At 57.1% G+C, this 17,421-nt stretch carries 12 protein-coding genes and 2 pseudogenes; 3 read left to right on the top strand and 11 right to left on the bottom strand.

The annotated features are described in order from the left end of the window. Positions 1–7: 7 nt before the first annotated feature. The gene (hisS, locus tag OZX64_RS04095; RefSeq protein WP_277174898.1) at positions 8–1,408 is read right to left on the bottom strand and encodes a histidine--tRNA ligase; all 1,401 of its coding nucleotides are present in this window, start codon (positions 1,406–1,408) and stop codon (positions 8–10) included. Between the two features lie 255 nt (positions 1,409–1,663). Here hisS and OZX64_RS04090 point away from each other — a divergent pair, with 255 nt between their 5' ends. Further along, the gene (locus OZX64_RS04090; protein ID WP_277174971.1) at positions 1,664–3,091 is read left to right on the top strand and encodes a DUF349 domain-containing protein; all 1,428 of its coding nucleotides are present in this window, start codon (positions 1,664–1,666) and stop codon (positions 3,089–3,091) included. A 215-nt stretch (positions 3,092–3,306) separates the two neighbouring features. On the opposite strand, the gene OZX64_RS04085 is transcribed toward OZX64_RS04090, so the two are convergent. Beyond that, positions 3,307–3,789: a hypothetical protein gene (locus OZX64_RS04085; protein WP_277174897.1), complete on the bottom strand. Its 483-nt coding sequence runs from the start codon at positions 3,787–3,789 to the stop codon at positions 3,307–3,309. Between the two features lie 336 nt (positions 3,790–4,125). On the opposite strand from OZX64_RS04085, the gene OZX64_RS04080 reads away from it, so the two are divergent. After that, positions 4,126–4,428 carry a hypothetical protein gene (locus OZX64_RS04080; protein ID WP_277174896.1) on the top strand — a complete coding sequence of 101 codons (303 nt, stop codon included), beginning with the start codon at positions 4,126–4,128 and terminating at the stop codon, positions 4,426–4,428. 328 nt (positions 4,429–4,756) lie between these two features. On the opposite strand, the pseudogene OZX64_RS04075 reads toward OZX64_RS04080, so the two are convergent. The 9 genes and pseudogenes from OZX64_RS04075 to OZX64_RS04035 form a co-directional block, all read right to left on the bottom strand. Next, positions 4,757–7,240: pseudogene (locus tag OZX64_RS04075) on the bottom strand (ATP-dependent Clp protease ATP-binding subunit); the annotation flags it as partial. A gap of 781 nt (positions 7,241–8,021) precedes the next feature. After that, positions 8,022–9,104: pseudogene (locus OZX64_RS04070) on the bottom strand (DUF3027 domain-containing protein); the annotation flags it as partial. Positions 9,105–9,138: 34 nt separating this feature from the next. Then, positions 9,139–9,528: a cold shock domain-containing protein gene (locus tag OZX64_RS04065; RefSeq protein ID WP_277155967.1), complete on the bottom strand. Its 390-nt coding sequence runs from the start codon at positions 9,526–9,528 to the stop codon at positions 9,139–9,141. Positions 9,529–9,615: 87 nt separating this feature from the next. Continuing rightward, a complete protein-coding gene (locus tag OZX64_RS04060; protein WP_277174970.1) occupies positions 9,616–11,460 on the bottom strand; it encodes a HAMP domain-containing sensor histidine kinase in 1,845 nt (614 codons plus the stop codon). 161 nt (positions 11,461–11,621) lie between these two features. Further along, positions 11,622–12,362, bottom strand: a complete 741-nt coding sequence (locus OZX64_RS04055; protein WP_277155968.1) for a response regulator transcription factor — start codon at positions 12,360–12,362, stop codon at positions 11,622–11,624. Between the two features lie 142 nt (positions 12,363–12,504). Beyond that, the gene (locus OZX64_RS04050; RefSeq protein ID WP_277174895.1) at positions 12,505–13,350 is read right to left on the bottom strand and encodes a TPM domain-containing protein; all 846 of its coding nucleotides are present in this window, start codon (positions 13,348–13,350) and stop codon (positions 12,505–12,507) included. Positions 13,351–13,603: 253 nt separating this feature from the next. Beyond that, positions 13,604–15,232: a chaperonin GroEL gene (gene groL, locus OZX64_RS04045; RefSeq protein WP_277155970.1), complete on the bottom strand. Its 1,629-nt coding sequence runs from the start codon at positions 15,230–15,232 to the stop codon at positions 13,604–13,606. A 234-nt stretch (positions 15,233–15,466) separates the two neighbouring features. Next, positions 15,467–15,670: a cold-shock protein gene (locus OZX64_RS04040; RefSeq protein WP_277146987.1), complete on the bottom strand. Its 204-nt coding sequence runs from the start codon at positions 15,668–15,670 to the stop codon at positions 15,467–15,469. Between the two features lie 209 nt (positions 15,671–15,879). Next, entirely contained in the window at positions 15,880–16,515 is a 636-nt protein-coding gene (locus OZX64_RS04035) for a LytR C-terminal domain-containing protein (RefSeq protein WP_277155971.1), read from the bottom strand. Between the two features lie 130 nt (positions 16,516–16,645). Between OZX64_RS04035 and OZX64_RS04030 the strand changes: the two genes are divergently transcribed. Continuing rightward, on the top strand, positions 16,646–17,395 hold the full coding sequence (locus OZX64_RS04030; RefSeq protein WP_277155972.1) for a uracil-DNA glycosylase: 750 nt from the start codon (positions 16,646–16,648) through the stop codon (positions 17,393–17,395). Positions 17,396–17,421: the final 26 nt, after the last annotated feature.

The raw sequence follows: 17,421 nt of genomic DNA, 5'->3' as shown, positions 1-17,421 counted from the left end.
CGCTCTTTTATTTGCTCAAAGAGACGGTTTGCTGAGCATACAGCGTATCGGGTTGCCATGACTTGGCATCGGCGGGGACCTGCTCGCCGGTGATGATGTTCTTCACTTCGTCATGGTCGCTGCCTTCGCCGTCGTTCGACGCATCCGCCGGGAACCAAACATACGGGATGCCCAGTTTGTCGGCGTACTTGATCTGCTTGCCAAGTTTCGCGGCCTTCGGCGCCACATCGGCGGCGATGCCGCGTTCACGCAAGGCAGCGGCGATATGGTTGCAGTCCAGACGATCGTCCTCGTTCCATACGGCCACCATGACGGCTGCGGGAGACACGCGAGAGGCGTGTGCGCCGGCGGTGTGCAGCATGTAGGAAACCAGGCGTGACAGACCGATGGACAGGCCCACACCCGGATATTTCCTGTTGCCCTGCGAGGCGAGGTTGTCGTAACGCCCGCCTGAGCAGATGGAACCAAGCTGGTCCGCACCATCAAGGAACGTCTCATACACCGAACCGGTGTAGTAGTCAAGGCCACGCGCGATCTTGAGATCCGCGATGACCGAACCGGGACGGGTGATGGCCGCTTCGTCGACAATCATCGCCAACGTGTCGAGGCCTTGACGCGCAAGCTTGTAGGCATCGCTGTCCTGTGCAATATTATGACCAGCGCATAATTCATCGAACTTCTCCAGCAGTTCCTTGCCGTCTTTTGCGGTAAGTTCCGCCAGTTCGAGGCAGGCGCGCGCCTGTGCCTCGTCGGCCCCGCACCCGCTGACCAGAAGCTTGACCACCTCATCGGCACCGATCTTGTCGAGCTTGTCGATCTCGCGCAGCACGCCTTCGATATCGCTCAGGCCAAGACCGCGATAGAAGCCTTCGGAGAGCTTGCGGTTGTTGGCATGGACGGTGGCCTTGGGAAGCCCGAACTGACGCAGCTGCTCAAGCGCCTGCACCATGACCAACGGCAATTCGACCTCATAGTGATCTTCCAGCTCGCCGTTGCCGATCACATCGATATCGGCCTGTACGAACTCACGGAAACGGCCTTCCTGCGGACGTTCACCACGCCAGACCTTCTGAATCTGCCAGCGCTTGAACGGGAAGGCGAGTTGGCCGGAATGCTCGACCACATAGCGGCTCAGCGGAACGGTCAAATCGAAATGCAGCCCGAGACGATGCTCAATCGGGGTGTCGGATTCATGTCCGACCTCCTGCAAACGACTCAGCAGGTAAATCTCTTTGCTGGTTTCGCCTTTTTTCAGCAGACTCGAGCCTTCCTCAACCGCTCTGGTCTCGATGCCGATGAACCCGTTGAGTTCGAAAACCCTGCGGACCGTGTCGATAACACGCTGTTCGACCATCCGTTCTTCGGGTAGCCACTCCGGAAATCCTGATATTGATGCGCCTTTTGCCATAACTCCCTATAATAAATGGTGTTGTGGAAAATTGAGGCACCCGTCTCGACTTTCACAACAACCTGTTACACAAAGACTCTCAAGGAGCTGGCCATGGCCGACGAACAAGTCACTGAATCCCCAAACACCAATGAAACCAACGCACAGGCAGCGCAGCCTGGCGCGGACGCACAGGCCAGCGCCACGTCCCAACCGGTCGAGCCGGCGGCCTCACAGGCGTCGGCCGAGCCTCAAACGCCCGCGGCCGAAGAGGCGATGGCCCCTGCGAATCCACAGACCTCTCAGGCCGGCGACACGCCGAGCAACCCAGCGCCTGCCGCAGCAACACCGGCTCCGGCCACGCCTGCCAAGTCCGCACCGAAACCGCATGTTCCCTCCCCCTTGGCTTTCGCCAAAAAACCGGCGAAGCACCCGGTTGCAGCACCCGCTCACACTTACTCCGAGGCCGATGTCAAGGCCGCCGAAGCCTTCGGCCGCGTCGACGAAAAGGGCACGGTTTATGTGAAGGAAGGCGAAACCGAGCGAGAAGTGGGAGAATTCCCGGGCGCCACCAACGACGAGGCGCTGACGCTTTACGCACGGCGTTATCTCGACCTCAAGGCCAAGCTGGATCTGTTCGCCACACGTCTTAAAGCCGCGAACATCAAGCCTCATGAGATTGATGAATCAGTTAAGTCGCTCGGTGAGGAGACCGACAATCCGGCCGTTGTCGGCGATATCCCAACGCTTAAGTCTCAATATGAGGAACTGAAGAAGGCCGGCGACGCCAAGAAGGCCGAATTGGCCGAGGCCCGCAAGGCAGCGCTCGAGAAGGCGATCAAGGAGCGCACCGCCATCGTCGAGAAGGCTGAAAACCTCGCAAATTCGCTGTCAGAGAACACGAACTGGCGTTCCACCGCCGATAAATTCCGTTCGCTCTTCGACCAGTGGCAGCAGCATCAGCGCACCACCATCCGCATCGACAAGCCGACCGCGGACGCACTTTGGAAGCGCTTCTCCGCCGCCCGCACTACCTTCAACCAGCACCGTCGCAAGTGGGCTCAGGCCCGCGACGCCTCCCGCGAGGAGACCAAGCGCTTGAAGGAAGAGATCATCAAGGAAGCCAATGAAATCAAGGACTCCACCGACTGGGGCGCCACTTCGCACCAGTTCAACGAGCTCATGGACCGCTGGAAGGCCGCCGGACGCGCCGGACGCAAGGAAGACGACGAGTTGTGGGCACGCTTCCGCGAGGCATGCGACGTCTTCTTCAACGCGCGTCAGGCCGACCGCGACCAGATGAGCTCCAACGAGAAGGACAACCTTGCCAAGAAGGAAGAGCTCTTGAAGAAGGCCGAGGCCCTGGTACCTGTCGCCGACGAAAAGGCCGCCAAGAAGGCTCGTCAGGCGCTGGCCGACATCCAGGACGAGTGGGACCAGATCGGCTACGTGCCTCGTGAGGACATGCACCGCATCGAAAGCAGGCTGGATGCCGTCGACAACAAGATCAAGGCCGTCGAGCAGGCCGCTTGGCAGAAGAGCGACCCTGAAGCCGACGCCCGCGTCTCCAGCTTCGAGACCCAGCTGAAGGCCCAGCTCGATGAGCTCGATTCTCAGATCGCCGCCGAGTCCGACCCGGCCAAGAAGGCCAAGCTCGAGTCCGAAAAGGCGACCAAGGAACAGTGGCTCAACGCCGTGAAGTAAACTCAGTGAGTCTTATAAGGGGGTCTGCACCATCAAATTTGGTGCAGACCCCCTTTGTTATGCGTTGAAAAGCAGGTTTTCAGGTTGGTTTTTCTGCTTTTCTACGCACTCTCAATGATGTATGCGTTGAAAAGCAGAAAAATGGTGTCAGAATTCTGCTTTTCAACGCATATTCATCCCGTGGATACACGCCCGTTCCGTCCACGAAAGCATGATTAATCATCCTTGATGAATCCGCCTTGGCTGACTGATTTGCAGGTCTGATAGTCGATTTTCCACTGGCCATTTTCCTCGGTAAAACCTAAATCGATCACCTCATCGCTTGTCAGAACGGCAGAAGAATCCGAATCTCCCTTCAAGACCTTCCCTTTCTCAATGCCTTGAGTGATATGTTGAAGATTCTTTTGCCAGTCCTTATCAAGTCTGTAAACGCCGTTGAAATCATATTTTTTAGCCAGCGATGAATCATTTGAACAGCGTTGACTAGCATAACTCAAAATCGATGTTGAATCGCCTTCATATAATTCCTTGAAGAAACTCTTAGCTGTTTCCTTGACTTTGGAGGATTCTAAGGAATCAACACTCGCACTACCATGTGGCAGCGAACCGTCGTTCCCGCACGCCCCGACCGATAACGGCAAAAGGAGACAAACAACCACACTTACGATTAAACGAAAAATGTGTGTTTTATTGTTCATCTTCTTTGTCCTTAAGTGTATTGAAGATTCAACCGAACTCTATTTTGCAGCTTCGAACAATGCTCGTAAGGTATCTACCCGTGGCTGGTTGCAGCTGAGCTTATGGTCACCGGCCCGCCCAACCTTTGCCTGTGCGAATGCGAAAAGATTCTTGCCCTGAGAATCTGGATAGTTGAGATCTTCGGTGCTTGCCTTCATGGGATTATCGTCGACCGTGCAGCTTCCGGCTTTCATGTTTTTCAAATCATCGCGCGATAGGCCAGAACATAGATGTTGCCGCTTTTGGACGTGGTGACAGTGGTTGCATCGCCATCAGGATCGACACTGTATTGGTCCATGGACGAGAATCTGTCCGTGACGTCGCTGACACTCGGTTCCGAACTCTTGGCTCCACACCCAGTCAAACTTCCGGCACACAGCAGAACCGCAGCCGTGACAATAACACCTCGCACGTTCTTTCGCATCGCCTATCGCCTCTATCCTTCCTTGGATACACAAACCGGTATTGCTGATTTTCTCTCGTATCCAGATTATCAGCCCCCCCTACTCGCTCTTTCCCACGGCTACGACCAAAAGCCCGTTTTCAAGTCATTTTTCATGCCTTGCGTCGCGTCGCAGCAACAAACTCGACCAGTATGAAAGAGTCAGATATGGCGAAGGCCCAGCTCCTTTGTGGAAGCCGGGCCTTCGGGTAGTTGCCATGAATCAATGGCTAGCGGGTTTGGCGTCACTCACTCGGTGTGGCGTTGCCCTCGCTTGGAGCATCGGAACCATCGCTTGCCGGAGAATCATCCGAAGTATCTGACACGTTATCCGAGGACGGGCTAGATACTGGCGTTGGTGACGCAGCCGTAGCCGGAGCATCGCCGGAATCGGCGGATGCAGCAATAGCCGTATCAGTCGAAGCTCCAACACCTACCAGCTCGGGCTGCTTGCCTTCGGCATCAGCCTCGGCCGTCTTGGCGTTCGAATCCTCGAAGGGCACACCCTTGAAGGTGAACTCGCCCAGGATGCCTTCGCCTTCAGCGTCGACCTCCACCTTTTCTCCGTTCTTGAGATCGCCCATCAGGATCTTTTCGGAGACGGCGTCCTCGATGTCGCGAGTGATGACACGACGCAGCGGACGGGCGCCGAGCAGCGGATCGAAGCCCTTCTGCGCGAGCAGATCCTTGGCCGCGTCCGTGAGCTCAAGCGACATATGACGCTCGAAGAGACGGTCGTTGAGCTGGGTCAGGTCCAGATCGACGATCTGGCGCACCTGCGGCTCGGTCAGCTGGCGGAAGACGATGATATCGTCCAGGCGATTGAGGAACTCAGGACGGAACTGCTGCTTGAGCTCGCTGGTGACCTGACCCTTCATGCGCTCATAGCTGGACTCGGTGTCGTTGCCGGAGCTGAAGCCGGTGTTGGCGGCCTTGGCGATGTCCTTGGTGCCGAGGTTGGTGGTGAGGATGATGATGGTGTTCTTGAAGTCCACCTTACGGCCCTGTCCATCGGTAAGGTGACCGTCATCCAGCACCTGCAAGAGCGTGTTGAAGATGTCGGGGTGAGCCTTCTCGATCTCGTCGAAGAGCACGACGGAGAACGGCTTGCGACGCACCTTCTCGGTGAGTTCGCCCCCCTCTTCGTAGCCGACGTACCCCGGAGGCGCGCCGAAGAGACGCGAGGCGGCATACTTTTCGGAGAACTCGGACATATCGACGCGAATCAGCGCGTCCTCGTCGTCAAAGAGGAACTGCGCCAACGCCTTGGCCAGCTCGGTCTTGCCGACGCCAGTCGGTCCGGCAAAGATAAACGAGCCCGTAGGACGCTTCGGGTCCTTCAAGCCGACACGAGTACGGCGAATCGAGCGGGATAGTGCGGAAACCGCCTCGTCCTGGCCGATGATGCGCTTGTGCAGCTCGGACTCCATATTGAGAAGCTTCTTGGATTCAGCCTGCGTGAGCTTGAAGACAGGAATACCGGTGGTCGAAGAGACGACCTCGGCGATTACCTCTTCGTCCACGACCATCTTGACGTCGCTGCCACCCTCACGCCAGGTCTTTTCCTTCTCCTTGCGCTCGGTCTGCAGCTTGTCTTCCTGGTCGCGCAGTTGAGCAGCCTTCTCGAAGTCCTGGTCCTTGATGGCCTTGTCCTTCTCGTCGGAGATTTTGGCGATCTTGCCGTCAAGTTCCTTGAGCTCCGGCGGCGCGGTGAGACGCTTGATGCGCAAGCGCGCACCCGCCTCGTCGATCAGGTCGATGGCCTTGTCGGGCAGGTTGCGATCCTGGATGTAGCGAGACGAAAGCTCGGCCGCGGCCTGAAGCGCACCGTCGGTGATGGTCACCTTGTGGTGGTTCTCGTAGCGGCTGCGCAAGCCCTTCAGAATCTCGATGGTGTCCGCGATAGACGGTTCGTCAACCTGAATGGGCTGGAAGCGACGTTCAAGAGCCGCGTCCTTCTCGATGTACTTGCGGTACTCGTCGGTGGTGGTGGCGCCGATGGTCTGGAGCTCGCCACGGGCCAGCATCGGCTTAAGGATGTCGGAGGCGCCCAAAGCGCCGTCCGCCGACCCTGCGCCGACGATGGTATGAATCTCATCGATAAAGAGCACGATGTCGCCGCGGGTCTTGATTTCCTTCAGGACCTTCTTCAAGCGTTCCTCGAAATCGCCGCGGTAACGCGAACCTGCCACCATGGAGGCCAGATCAAGCGAATAGACTTGCTTGCCCTTCAGGGTCTCCGGCACATCGCCTGCATGAATCTTCTGTGCCAGGCCTTCAACAACTGCGGTCTTGCCGACACCGGGTTCGCCGATCAACACCGGGTTGTTCTTGGTGCGCCGCGAGAGCACGACCATGACGCGTTCGATTTCCTTGGCCCGTCCGATGACCGGGTCCAGCTTGCCATCAGCGGCTTCCGCGGTGAGGTTGCGGCCGAACTGGTCGAGAATGGCGGAACCGGTCTGACGGCCCTTGTTCTCCACGCCGCCTGCGTTGGCAAGATCGCCCTTGCCTGCGCCTTCGGCACCACCCGAGTTGCCGCGAATCAGGTCGATGGTGGAGCTGCGCAGCTCGCCCAGATCGACATCCATCTTGATCAGCACCTGCGTGCCGACGCCTTCACCCTCGCGGATGAGACCCAGCAGGATATGCTCGGTGCCGATATAGCTATGCCCCAGCTGCAGTGCTTCGCGCAGGCTCAGTTCCAAAACCTGCTTGGCGTGCGGGGTGAACGGAATATGACCATTCGGCGCGGCGTTGCCCTTGCCAATCATTTCCTCCACTTGCTTGCGGGTATCTTCCAAGGTGACGCCCTTGGCAGCAAGCGCCTTGGCCGCGATTCCTTCGCCTTCACGAATCAGGCCGAGCAGCAGATGTTCGGTACCGATATAGTTGTGCTGGAGGGCCTTGGCTTCTTCCTGCGCCAGTACGATCACACGTCTGGCACGGTCAGTAAACCGTTCGAACATACTTGTCCTTCCACTTCTTGATAGTCCATTTAACTCTACCGATTTACGATGACGTTTATTTCGTGCCGCGCGACGATTGCGCTGAGAACGCAACAAATGCAACGGAAACGGCTAAAATTCACTCATTGATAGCAATTCCGGGTTATTTCTGCAATCAAGCGTTATCATCCATCTTCTCGCCATTCGACGTATCGTCCGTTTCCAGCGCGATATCGCCGGCTGTATCGTCAGTAGCGGATTCGCCGTTCCCCGCAGACGCCCCGTCATCCTCTTCTTCGGAATCATTGACCTTGCGAACATCCGATTCGTTTGATTGGTCTTCCGGCGATTGAGCATCTTGCGATTCATCGGCCTCTTCCCCATCCGATCCCGTTTTTCCGGAATCGCCGGAATCGATAGAACCGATAGAACCGACAGAACCGACAGAACCGTTATCCGATGCATCCGAATCGTCAGAGCCCGTATCGCCGGCGTCTTCATCCCGATTCCCGTCAACTGATTCATCCTCGCAGTCAGCGTCCAGAGAATCGCCGCTCTCATCGTCATCGCTCAAATCGATGGTGGATTCCACAGCCACATCGGCGGTGATCGCACTGCCTACGGTGCCCTTCCCTATCGTTTCGTTCCCAGCGTTGTCATCATCCTCGTCATCATCAAGAGAACCAGGAACGGTGTGCTCGACGATATCGGTTTCCGAGGCGTCGTCGAGGGTGGTTTCGTCATCCGTCTCATCGGATTCTTCCGATTCGGTATCGGCGGTGTCCTCATCGCCGTCAATCGATTCGATGAGTTCGACCTGACCGCGTTCCTCACGTGGTGCCTGGGCGATGATATCGATATGCAGGTCGTCAAAGGCAGGCTTGGACTGCACCCACAGATGCGATGGTTCCGGCTGGGCGATTTCGGAATGCTCGCCGCAACCGTGGTCGAGGGATACCACCCGTCCGTCATCGGGACTCCAACGATTGGCACACACCCCGAACATCGTATTCAAATCACCTTTGAGACCGATGAAGAAGGCGCACGTCGAGCACAGATTGCCCTCGGCTGTCTTGGTGGAAAGCGATTTGGGCCCGTGCTGGCCCTCATACCAGCGCTTGGCGGTCTGCGAACGACCCAGCTCGCTCATCACATGTCTACGGGAAAGCCCGAATGCTTCGACAGTGTCCTCGAGCTCACGGCTGAGACCCGTTTCCGGATCGATATCGACGTCAGCATTCGTTGCGTCTTGTGGACCTTTCCCGTCGTCAGCTGTCGTTTCTCCATCATGTTGCGTGTTGTCCGATGCGTTCGGTTCGGCTTTTTCATCGGCCTTTCCGACCCTTTCGCCATGAACGGACGAAGCATCCGCCGCCTCCGCATCATCAGGATTGGCGTGCGCGTCCCCACTATTCAGGCCGGAAGCCCTGAAACCGGCATTCGCCGTTTCTCCGTTTTCAACAGAGTTCTTTTCAACACTCCCCGTCCTGCGGAACCCGTCTTCCATACGCGGGTCGTCCGGGTCGGTGCCCAATGAATCCGTGACCGAAAGGTCGGCGGCCTCGAGCCTGTCCTTCCAAGGAACCCAGGCCGGCGCGAGCAGAGAATCACCAGTGGGAACCAATGTTGATTCGTTGACGCTCCAAGAATCGAGTTCGACATCATGATAGAGCGTCACCGCCCATTGCCAGCCCTCATAGCCCTTGCGCAGACACACAAAACGAAAATCAGTGACATGGTCGCCCAAATCGATGCTCTGGGCAAACTCCCCTACCTCGTCGGGTTCATCGGCAACTGCAAGCACCACCGATTTAGCCAAAGAACGCGGGTCGAGCTTGGCCTCTTCATCAACTCGCTCGCCCGTATCCGCCGTCGTTTCCGCCATACTGTCTTCCGTCATTTCGCTTTCCGTTTTCTTCTCAATCCTCGACATCGAAATCATCGGCGACGGCGCGCAGCAACGTAGCCAATTTACGGCTTTCACCGGGATTCGGGTAACGATGGCGCCGCAGTGAATTGCCGGCCTGGTCGAGCAGTTTGATCAGGTCCTCGACGATGGCGGCCATATCATCAGGCTTCGGCCTGGTGGCACGCACCACGGAGGGCGTAGGCCCCAAAACGTGAAGATCCATGGCTTGAGGACCTTTACGACCGTCGACCAGCGAAAACTCGACCTTGGCCCCCTTGCGCAGCGTCGAAGCGCCCGCAGGCAGTGCCGCCGCCGGCAAGAACACATCGTTGCCGTTCTCGGCGGTGATAAAGCCGTAACCTCTCTTAGCATCAAACCAACGTACTTTCCCGCTGGGCATAACACACCTCGTTCATCCTCTAAATTCTTGACGGAAGAGCGTTTCCACGTTCCGTTTCTTGGGTCTACCACCAGTCTAGCGTAACGGCTACGCAAACCGCGAAAAATCGGTTTCCTGGTTCTTCTCACGGCGAGGCCATTTGCCTTGCAGGATTCCCGTCGAGTTCTGTCCGGCCTGTTTATCCGGCTTTGTCTGCTTGCCGAATCTGTCGTTTTTCCTGTTCTTCGATTTCGCCGGAGCGGCAGGAGCCTGAGGCTCGAGAGGCCCAATGGGAAGAATGACGGTCAAGGTCAGACCACCGCCATTGGCCGTGGTGGTCGCATCGATGAACCCGTGATGGGCCCGCACCACCGATTGGGCGATGGACATGCCAAGCCCTGTACCACCCTTTTGACGTGCGCGCGAGGGGTCGGCGGTATAGAACCGTTCGAAAATCTGGGATTGGCGGTCCGCGGGAACGCCTGGACCATGGTCCATGAAGCTGAACACCGCATAGTTCATGCCCATCTGCATGGATTGCCCGACTTCCACGGCCTCAAGGAAGTATCGCAACGACTGCGGGTTTGGAGGCATGCGTTGCAACGATTCCGGGCTGATGGACGCGGGAAGGATGGCCAGCCCGACCTCGACCGGCGAATCCGATGGCGTGTATCGGTGGATGTTGCCGACGATGTTGGTGATGACCTGGCGCAACCTCGAGGCGTCTCCGGTCAGCCTTACTACAGGGAATTCGCCTTCACGGAACACCAGATGCGAAGGTTTGTTGCCGTCCTTGGCATTGAGTTCAAGGCTTCCTCTTCTGATCAGCCGATTGTTGTCCAGCGCATGCAGATCGTCGACTGCGTCCTTCAACTGCTGGCTCAGGTCGACCTGCTGGGTCATGTCGATGCCACGACCCTCGTCGAGACGGGCCAGCGAAAGAAGATCCTCGACGAGCACGGTCATCCGCTGGCTTGAAGCCTCGATATGGTCTATGGACTCGTCTGCACGTTCGAGGGCGCCTGGCAGATCACGCTGCATGTGGTAGAGCTCGGAATAGCCATGGATGGTTGCCAGGGGGGTGCGCAGCTCATGGCTTGCGTCGGAGACGAACTGCTTCATCTTGTCCGTGGTTTCCTGTTGTTCGCGGAAGCTTGATTCGATGCGTGCCAGCATGGCGTTGAGCGACGCTGCGAGGGAACCGACCTCAGTGTTTTCCGGCGCTGGCGGAACACGTTGCGTCAGGTCGCCCGCGGCGATTTTGGCAGCGGTCTTCTCGATGCGTTTCAGCGGAAGCAGCGTACGCTGAATAATCAATGTGGCCACTACGGCGCCAAGCAGAACGATGATGATACTGACAAAAATCGAATACTGGGTCAACGTGCTGATGATGTCGATCTGGTCAGCCATCGATATACCGATATACACCGTCATCTTCACCGTGCTGGTGCCGTCCGGACCACGTTCCCGGCCTTCCAGGGCGAGCACGCGCCATGGGGCCTGAGCCACCTGCATGGTGCGTTTGTCTGTTTTGACCGACGAATCCAATTCACGGACCTTGGCGGCGGCGGTAAACGGCTTGTCATATTCGACATCGCCCATGGAACCGTTGGCAGGCAACTCCGGTTCTGAAACGACGCTATTGCGCAATACGGGGACCAGCGGCGTTCTGATGATGATATTGCTCTTGCTGTCACGCCATTGCATGAAATACTCGTTAGGCCCGACGTTCTCGTTCTCGTCTTTACGGCTCAGCAAATCGACGTTGCTGTATACCAATTGGGCCTGGTCGCGCAACTGGGTATCGGTCTTCTCCACCAGATAGCTGCTGACCAGCTGCCGTATGGTCAGTGAAATGCCGAAAGTGCCGACCATCAGCAAGACGAGCGTGCAGGCCACGAGCTTGGTCGAAAGGGGCACGGCATCCAGACGTCCAAGCCAACGTTTGCGCATACGGGTAAAAGCCGGGAACCTGCTTGGTTTGCTGCCTGTTGGAGGCCTGCTGCCTGGACCCTGCAACACGTCTGGCTGCTGTGTGCCATCAGTCGCAGCCGGATTATCCGTGACCGTATTGCGGCTCCCCTGCGACCCGGCCGATGCCTGTGCATTCATCATCAGCCTTGCTGGTCCTTCGGTTCACGGATCATATAGCCGATGCCACGCTTGGTCTCGATGAGCGGAACCACTTTGTGCTTGGTGCCGTCCGGATCGGTGACGGCAACGCCGTCGACTTTCTTGCGCAGATAGGAAATATAGGATTCGACGATCGCCGCGTCCCCGCCCCAATCATATTGCCATACATGATCGAGAATCTGCGCCTTGGAAAGCACCCGGCCGGCGTTGTCCATCAGATAGCGAAGCAGCTTGTATTCGGTGGGACTCAGATCGATGGCCTGTCCGGCCCGCGTTACGTCATGGGAGTCCTCGTTGATTTCCAGATCGCCGACACGCAGGATGGGATCGTCCTCCGTCTGTTCGTGGGTGCGGCGCAGAATGGCACGGATACGCGCGACCACTTCCTCCAGACTGAACGGCTTGGTGACGTAGTCGTCTCCGCCGACCGTAAGGCCCATGACCTTGTCTTGGGTATCGTCGCGCGCCGTAAGGAAAAGAACCGGCGCGTCGATGCCCTCTTGCCGGATGCGGCGTGTCACCGTGAAGCCGTCGATGTCAGGCAGCATCACGTCGAGGACGATCAGATCGGGCTGTACCTTCTCGATCACTTCGATGGCTTCGGTCCCTGACGCGGCCGTCGTCACCTCGAATCCGGAAAAATGCAGGGATGCAACCAGCAAATCCCGAATTGATGGTTCGTCATCCACCACCACGATAGACGCTTCTATTTGTTTGCTCATAACCATAAGGATTACTCTCTTGTCTGCATATTTCCTGAATGCTTCCTGCACAAAGCGCCTTATTCATCACTCAGCAAAATGCCCATGAACACATTTCCCGGGAACATCGGACAGACAATCTTGCCACATGGCCGGCGATGCTTTACTTTTTCTTGCGATGCCGCGGCCCATGGGCTTTGTGTTTCACTGATTGCGCTGCATCCGAGCTATCCGTTTGCCCGTTTTCCGGACTTCCGTCATTGACTCGGCTCTTATCTTCACCCGATTTGCCGGCTCTTTTCTTGTGCCCCTTACGCTTACGAAACACGACCACAACGCCGATGACGACGACTACAAGAACCACGCCGATGGAGACCGCGATGATGATCTTCGGTTTTCTCGAGGTTTCCTGCTGGTGCAGCACCTTGATTTCGTCCATCATGGCGCATGCGGAGCCGGACCAATCGGGAACGTCACCTTTTTGTATGGGTTCCAGCGCGGCCTGGGAAAGCCGGGAGACATGGCCCTTGTCTTTGAGCCAGTCATCGGAATTGTGCGAGACGGCGACCACCAGTCTGCCGTCGTTGGATGCAACGGCGAGAAGAACAGTATTGGCCGGGGGGTTGGTCGATTGCAGGCTTGCCCCCGCCCATTTATCAGGGTCTTTGGTTCCGGTGAAATTGGCCAGATACAAAAGCCTCACGTTCACGCCGGTTTCCTGTTTGGTGGACGCGATTTCATCGTTGACTTTGGAGACATTGCCGCCCAGAAGGTTTTGCGGATCGGTCACATCAGCGCTGATCTCCCCCATTGAGGGGCTTACCGCCTGGGCCGGTTGCGCGAACCCAAGAAGCAGTGAGACGCCCAGTAGGGAGACGATGACAACAACAATCGATTTCCAAAGGCGCCAGACGTCGCCGCGCAATGGAGATTCGGGCTTGTTAGCGTCTAAAGAGCAGCTCATCGAGCGCTCGGCGGCATCGGAAAGAAGCGAAATACTGGCTGGCATATCAACCACTGTAGCGAATAGGTTCACCAACCGGCCCGAGCCCGCCACGGATTCAAAGGCGCGCAGGCAGCACCGCTCAACGCAACGCCATCAGAACAAGAGTGCCAAGCGTTCTGCCTTCGGCTTGAATCAGGAGCGACGACAGCGATCGGCCGAGCAATGCGAAAGCGCCGGTACCTTGTGAAAAGATACCGGCGCTTTCGAAACCCCAGCGATTCTCTATAAACTTTATGCTTCGAGAATCAGCCTCGGATCAGTAGCCCATGTCGGCGCCCTGACCTGCGGCAGGAGCCGACTTCGGTTCCGGCTTGTTGGCCACCACGGCTTCAGTGGTCAGGAACAGGCCGGCGATGGAAGCGGCGTTCTGAAGAGCGGAACGGGTGACCTTCAGCGGATCGGCCACGCCGGCCTCCAGAAGATCCTCATACGTGTTGGTCGCGGCGTTGAAGCCCTGGCCTTCGGGCAGTTCACGCACCTTGTTCAAGACGACATCACCGGAGACACCGGAGTTCTCGGCGATCTGCTTGATCGGGGCTTCGATGGCGCGGAAGACGATGGCGGCACCGGTGGCCTCTTCGTCGGTCAAAGCCTTGACATCAGCGGAGTCCTCGGCCTTCTTGGCAGCCTGGACGAGCGCGACGCCACCGCCGGGCAGCAGACCCTCTTCAATGGCGGCCTTGGCGTTGCGAACGGCATCCTCGATGCGGTGCTTGCGTTCCTTGGCCTCGACCTCGGTGGCAGCGCCGACCTTGATGACGGCCACGCCACCGGCGAGCTTCGCCAGACGCTCCTGCAGCTTCTCACGATCGTAATCGGAATCGGTGTTGTCGATCTCGGCACGAATCTGAGAGACGCGAGCCTCGACGTCGTCCTTGGAACCGGCACCGGAAACGATGGTGGTCTCGTCCTTGGAAACGATGACCTTCTTGGCCTGGCCCAACACAGACATGTCAATGGAGTTGAGCTTGAGACCCAAATCGTCGGAGACAACCTGGGCGCCGGTCAGAATGGCGATATCCTGCAGCATGGCCTTGCGACGGTCGCCAAAGCCAGGAGCCTTGACAGCGCAGGAATTGAAGGTGCCGCGGATCTTGTTGAGGATCAGGGTCGGCAGCGCCTCTCCGTCGACATCCTCGGCGATGATCAGCAGCGGCTTGCCGCTCTTCATCACGAGCTCGGCGATATGGACGACGTCCTCCTGGCTGGAGAGCTTGCCGCTGGTCAAGAGGATGTACGGATCGTCGAGCACAGCGGTCTGCTCGTCATTATTGGTGACGAAGTACGGGGAGATATAGCCCTTATCGAAACGCATGCCCTCGGTGAAGTCGAGATCAAGGCCGAAGCGGTTGTTGTCTTCGACGGTGACAACACCATCCTGGCCGACCTTGTCGAGCGCCTCGGCGATCTTCTCGCCGATTTCGGGGTCTCCGGCAGAAATCGTAGCGGTAGCGGCAATCTGATCCTTAGTCTCCACGTCCTTGGCCACGGAAACGAGTTCCTTCACCACGGCGTCCGAAGCCTTTTCGATACCACGGCGCAGAGCCACCGGGTTCGATCCGGCGACCACGTTCTTCAGACCCTCGTGCACGAGAGACTGCGCAAGCACGGTCGCGGTAGTGGTGCCGTCGCCTGCGACGTCATCGGTCTTCTTGGCGACTTCCTTGACCAGCTCGGCACCGATACGTGCGTAAGGATCCTCAAGGTCGATTTCCTTGGCGATCGAAACGCCATCGTTGGTGATGGTCGGAGCGCCATAGCTCTTGTCAAGCACCACGTTACGGCCCTTCGGTCCCAGGGTGACCTTGACGGTATTCGCGAGTTCATCGAGACCCGCAAGCATTCCTTGACGAGCTTCCTCGTCGTATGCAATCATCTTTGCCATTGTTTCCTCCACAAGTGGCTACACATCTTATATTGACTCACCCGAAATCCCTAAAGCCAGATAACCAACCGTCAGCTGCCGATTATCACTCTCGAGCCCCGAGTGCTAATTTCAAGATTAGCACTCCCACCCGTCGAGTGCCAAAATTGATGGAATTGCGCTGTTGGCATGAAAAAAGTAGGATCCGATTCTTTCGAACCGAATCCTACGTAAAAAATATCTGCTGGTTAGCGATCAAATCTTGGTGACAGTCGTCGCCTGCAGACCCTTCGGGCCCTGCTCAAATTCATATTCCACTTTATCGCCGTCATCGAGCTTCTTGAAGCCCTCGCTTTGAATAGCGGAATAGTGAACGAATACATCCTCGCTCCCATCATCGGGGCTGATGAATCCGTAACCCTTGCCAGCATTGAAGAACTTCACGGTACCTTGTGCCATAATAACCATTCTCTCATCCGAGTGTCACGCGAAAACAATATGAGGTACCCGGCTGATTCCGGATACTACATCACGTAACAGTCCTTACTATAGACAGAACCCCAGTCAAAAGTACGGAACACGCCGTAAAAAGAGGCAATCAACACAGAAAAGTCAGATAACAAGCTGAAATGCAGCCTCTCCTTAAGTGAAAGGCTGCAAGAGCAAAATCAATTAAGGAGCATCACGACAATGGCCTGTGCAATGCCGCTTTGCTGTTCGACAGCCTGAATGCCCAACGTATTCGCAACGTCCTGTGCCGTCGCCTTGTCGTTGTCGTTCTGATACCAGACAACCGTGGACGAGGGAAGATTGCCGGTGGCGTTGCCCGCAGTCACGCTTGAGTAGCCGGCCTGAACGAGCACCGCCTTCTTCTTCGCCGCATAGCCGTTGGTATGGGTGGCGTTGATGACCTGGACCGCGGTCTGCTTGTTCACCTGCTGAGTGGGCTGAGGGGCCGCTTGCTGCTGGTTAGTGGAAGCGTCAGCGTCGGACTTGGTATCGGACTTCGTGTCCGTGTCGTCCTTGGCGGCCTTCTTCTTTTCGGTCTTCTTCGTAGCTTTAGGGGTGGTCACAGTCTGCGATTGGCTCTGGCTATGACCGGTAAAGGCCTTTTGCAGCTCACCGGAATAGAAGCCCCAGACCAACAGTCCGGCCAGAACAGCCACCACAACCACGATGAAATAAGGGATCGCGCGAGAAAGCAATGAAGTATTGCCGCGATGAACACCTATGGGCCCCTTCGGGGGGTTGTCGAACGCGTCCTTCTGATAAGACTCATAGTTACTGCGGTCACCACGCGCCATAAGTTCTCCTCCAATGTGTTCCACTACGCATAATCGTTTTCAACTATAGCGTCCTCCACCGTCAAATCTTTTTTTTGTGATGAAACCTCAAGAAAAATAAACATACTGCCCCGCACCTAGAGTAAGTGTCATGAGCGAAACCCATATCAAACCACTTTCACAGCTCGTCGAGGCCGGCTGGGCTCAAGCCTTGGCGGACGTGGAACCCGATATTCATCGTATGGGAGATTTTCTGCGTGCCGAGCACAGGGCCGGACGCCGTTACCTGCCTGCGAGCCGCAACATCCTACGTGCCTTCACCATACCGTTCGACTCCATCAAGGTCCTGATCGTCGGGCAAGACCCCTACCCCACCCCAGGCCATCCGGTCGGATTGAGCTTCTGCGTGGCTCCCGATGTACGCCCCGTGCCCAAAAGCCTGCAAAACATCTACAAGGAGATGCACGATGACCTCGGCCTGCCTATTGCGCAGAACGGGGATCTCACGCCGTGGTGCAGCCAAGGGGTGATGCTGCTGAACCGATGCCTGACCGTAGGCGTAGGCCGCCCGAACAGCCACAAGGGAAAGGGATGGGAGACCATCACGGACGCCGCCATCACCGCATTGAACGCCCGCAAGGACGGGCAAGGCAATCCGAAACCACTGGTCGCCGTTCTCTGGGGCCGCAACGCGCAAAGCCTTGAGCCGCTGCTGACCAATGCCTTCATCATCAAATCCCCGCATCCAAGCCCGCTCTCGGCTTCACGGGGCTTCTTCGGTTCACGTCCGTTTTCACGTACCAACGAGGCGTTGCGACAGATGGGGGCCACACCAATCGACTGGGACCTTACCTCCCACTCGGCTTTACCCTCGGCTACAATGCCTCACACAGAGCAATAAACATCCGAATTGAGAATTGAAGCGTT

This window comes from Bifidobacterium sp. ESL0704, assembly GCF_029392075.1.
In the GTDB taxonomy this organism is placed as follows: Bacteria; Actinomycetota; Actinomycetes; order Actinomycetales; family Bifidobacteriaceae; genus Bifidobacterium.
This window is presented reverse-complemented; position numbering and strand designations above follow the sequence as displayed.

What these genes read in the sequence shown, in the direction of transcription:
- OZX64_RS04050 (WP_277174895.1), bottom strand. Translation starts at nt 13,350, where the DNA reads ATGCCAGCCAGTATTTCGCTTCTTTCCGATGCCGCCGAGCGCTCGATG.
- OZX64_RS04040 (WP_277146987.1), bottom strand. Translation starts at nt 15,670, where the DNA reads ATGGCACAAGGTACCGTGAAGTTCTTCAATGCTGGCAAGGGTTACGGA.
- OZX64_RS04065 (WP_277155967.1), bottom strand. Translation starts at nt 9,528, where the DNA reads ATGCCCAGCGGGAAAGTACGTTGGTTTGATGCTAAGAGAGGTTACGGC.
- OZX64_RS04090 (WP_277174971.1), top strand. Translation starts at nt 1,664, where the DNA reads ATGGCCCCTGCGAATCCACAGACCTCTCAGGCCGGCGACACGCCGAGC.
- groL (WP_277155970.1), bottom strand. Translation starts at nt 15,232, where the DNA reads ATGGCAAAGATGATTGCATACGACGAGGAAGCTCGTCAAGGAATGCTT.
- OZX64_RS04030 (WP_277155972.1), top strand. Translation starts at nt 16,646, where the DNA reads ATGAGCGAAACCCATATCAAACCACTTTCACAGCTCGTCGAGGCCGGC.
- OZX64_RS04055 (WP_277155968.1), bottom strand. Translation starts at nt 12,362, where the DNA reads ATGAGCAAACAAATAGAAGCGTCTATCGTGGTGGTGGATGACGAACCA.
- hisS (WP_277174898.1), bottom strand. Translation starts at nt 1,408, where the DNA reads ATGGCAAAAGGCGCATCAATATCAGGATTTCCGGAGTGGCTACCCGAA.
- OZX64_RS04080 (WP_277174896.1), top strand. Translation starts at nt 4,126, where the DNA reads ATGGACGAGAATCTGTCCGTGACGTCGCTGACACTCGGTTCCGAACTC.
- OZX64_RS04085 (WP_277174897.1), bottom strand. Translation starts at nt 3,789, where the DNA reads ATGAACAATAAAACACACATTTTTCGTTTAATCGTAAGTGTGGTTGTT.
- OZX64_RS04035 (WP_277155971.1), bottom strand. Translation starts at nt 16,515, where the DNA reads ATGGCGCGTGGTGACCGCAGTAACTATGAGTCTTATCAGAAGGACGCG.
- OZX64_RS04060 (WP_277174970.1), bottom strand. Translation starts at nt 11,460, where the DNA reads ATGCGCAAACGTTGGCTTGGACGTCTGGATGCCGTGCCCCTTTCGACC.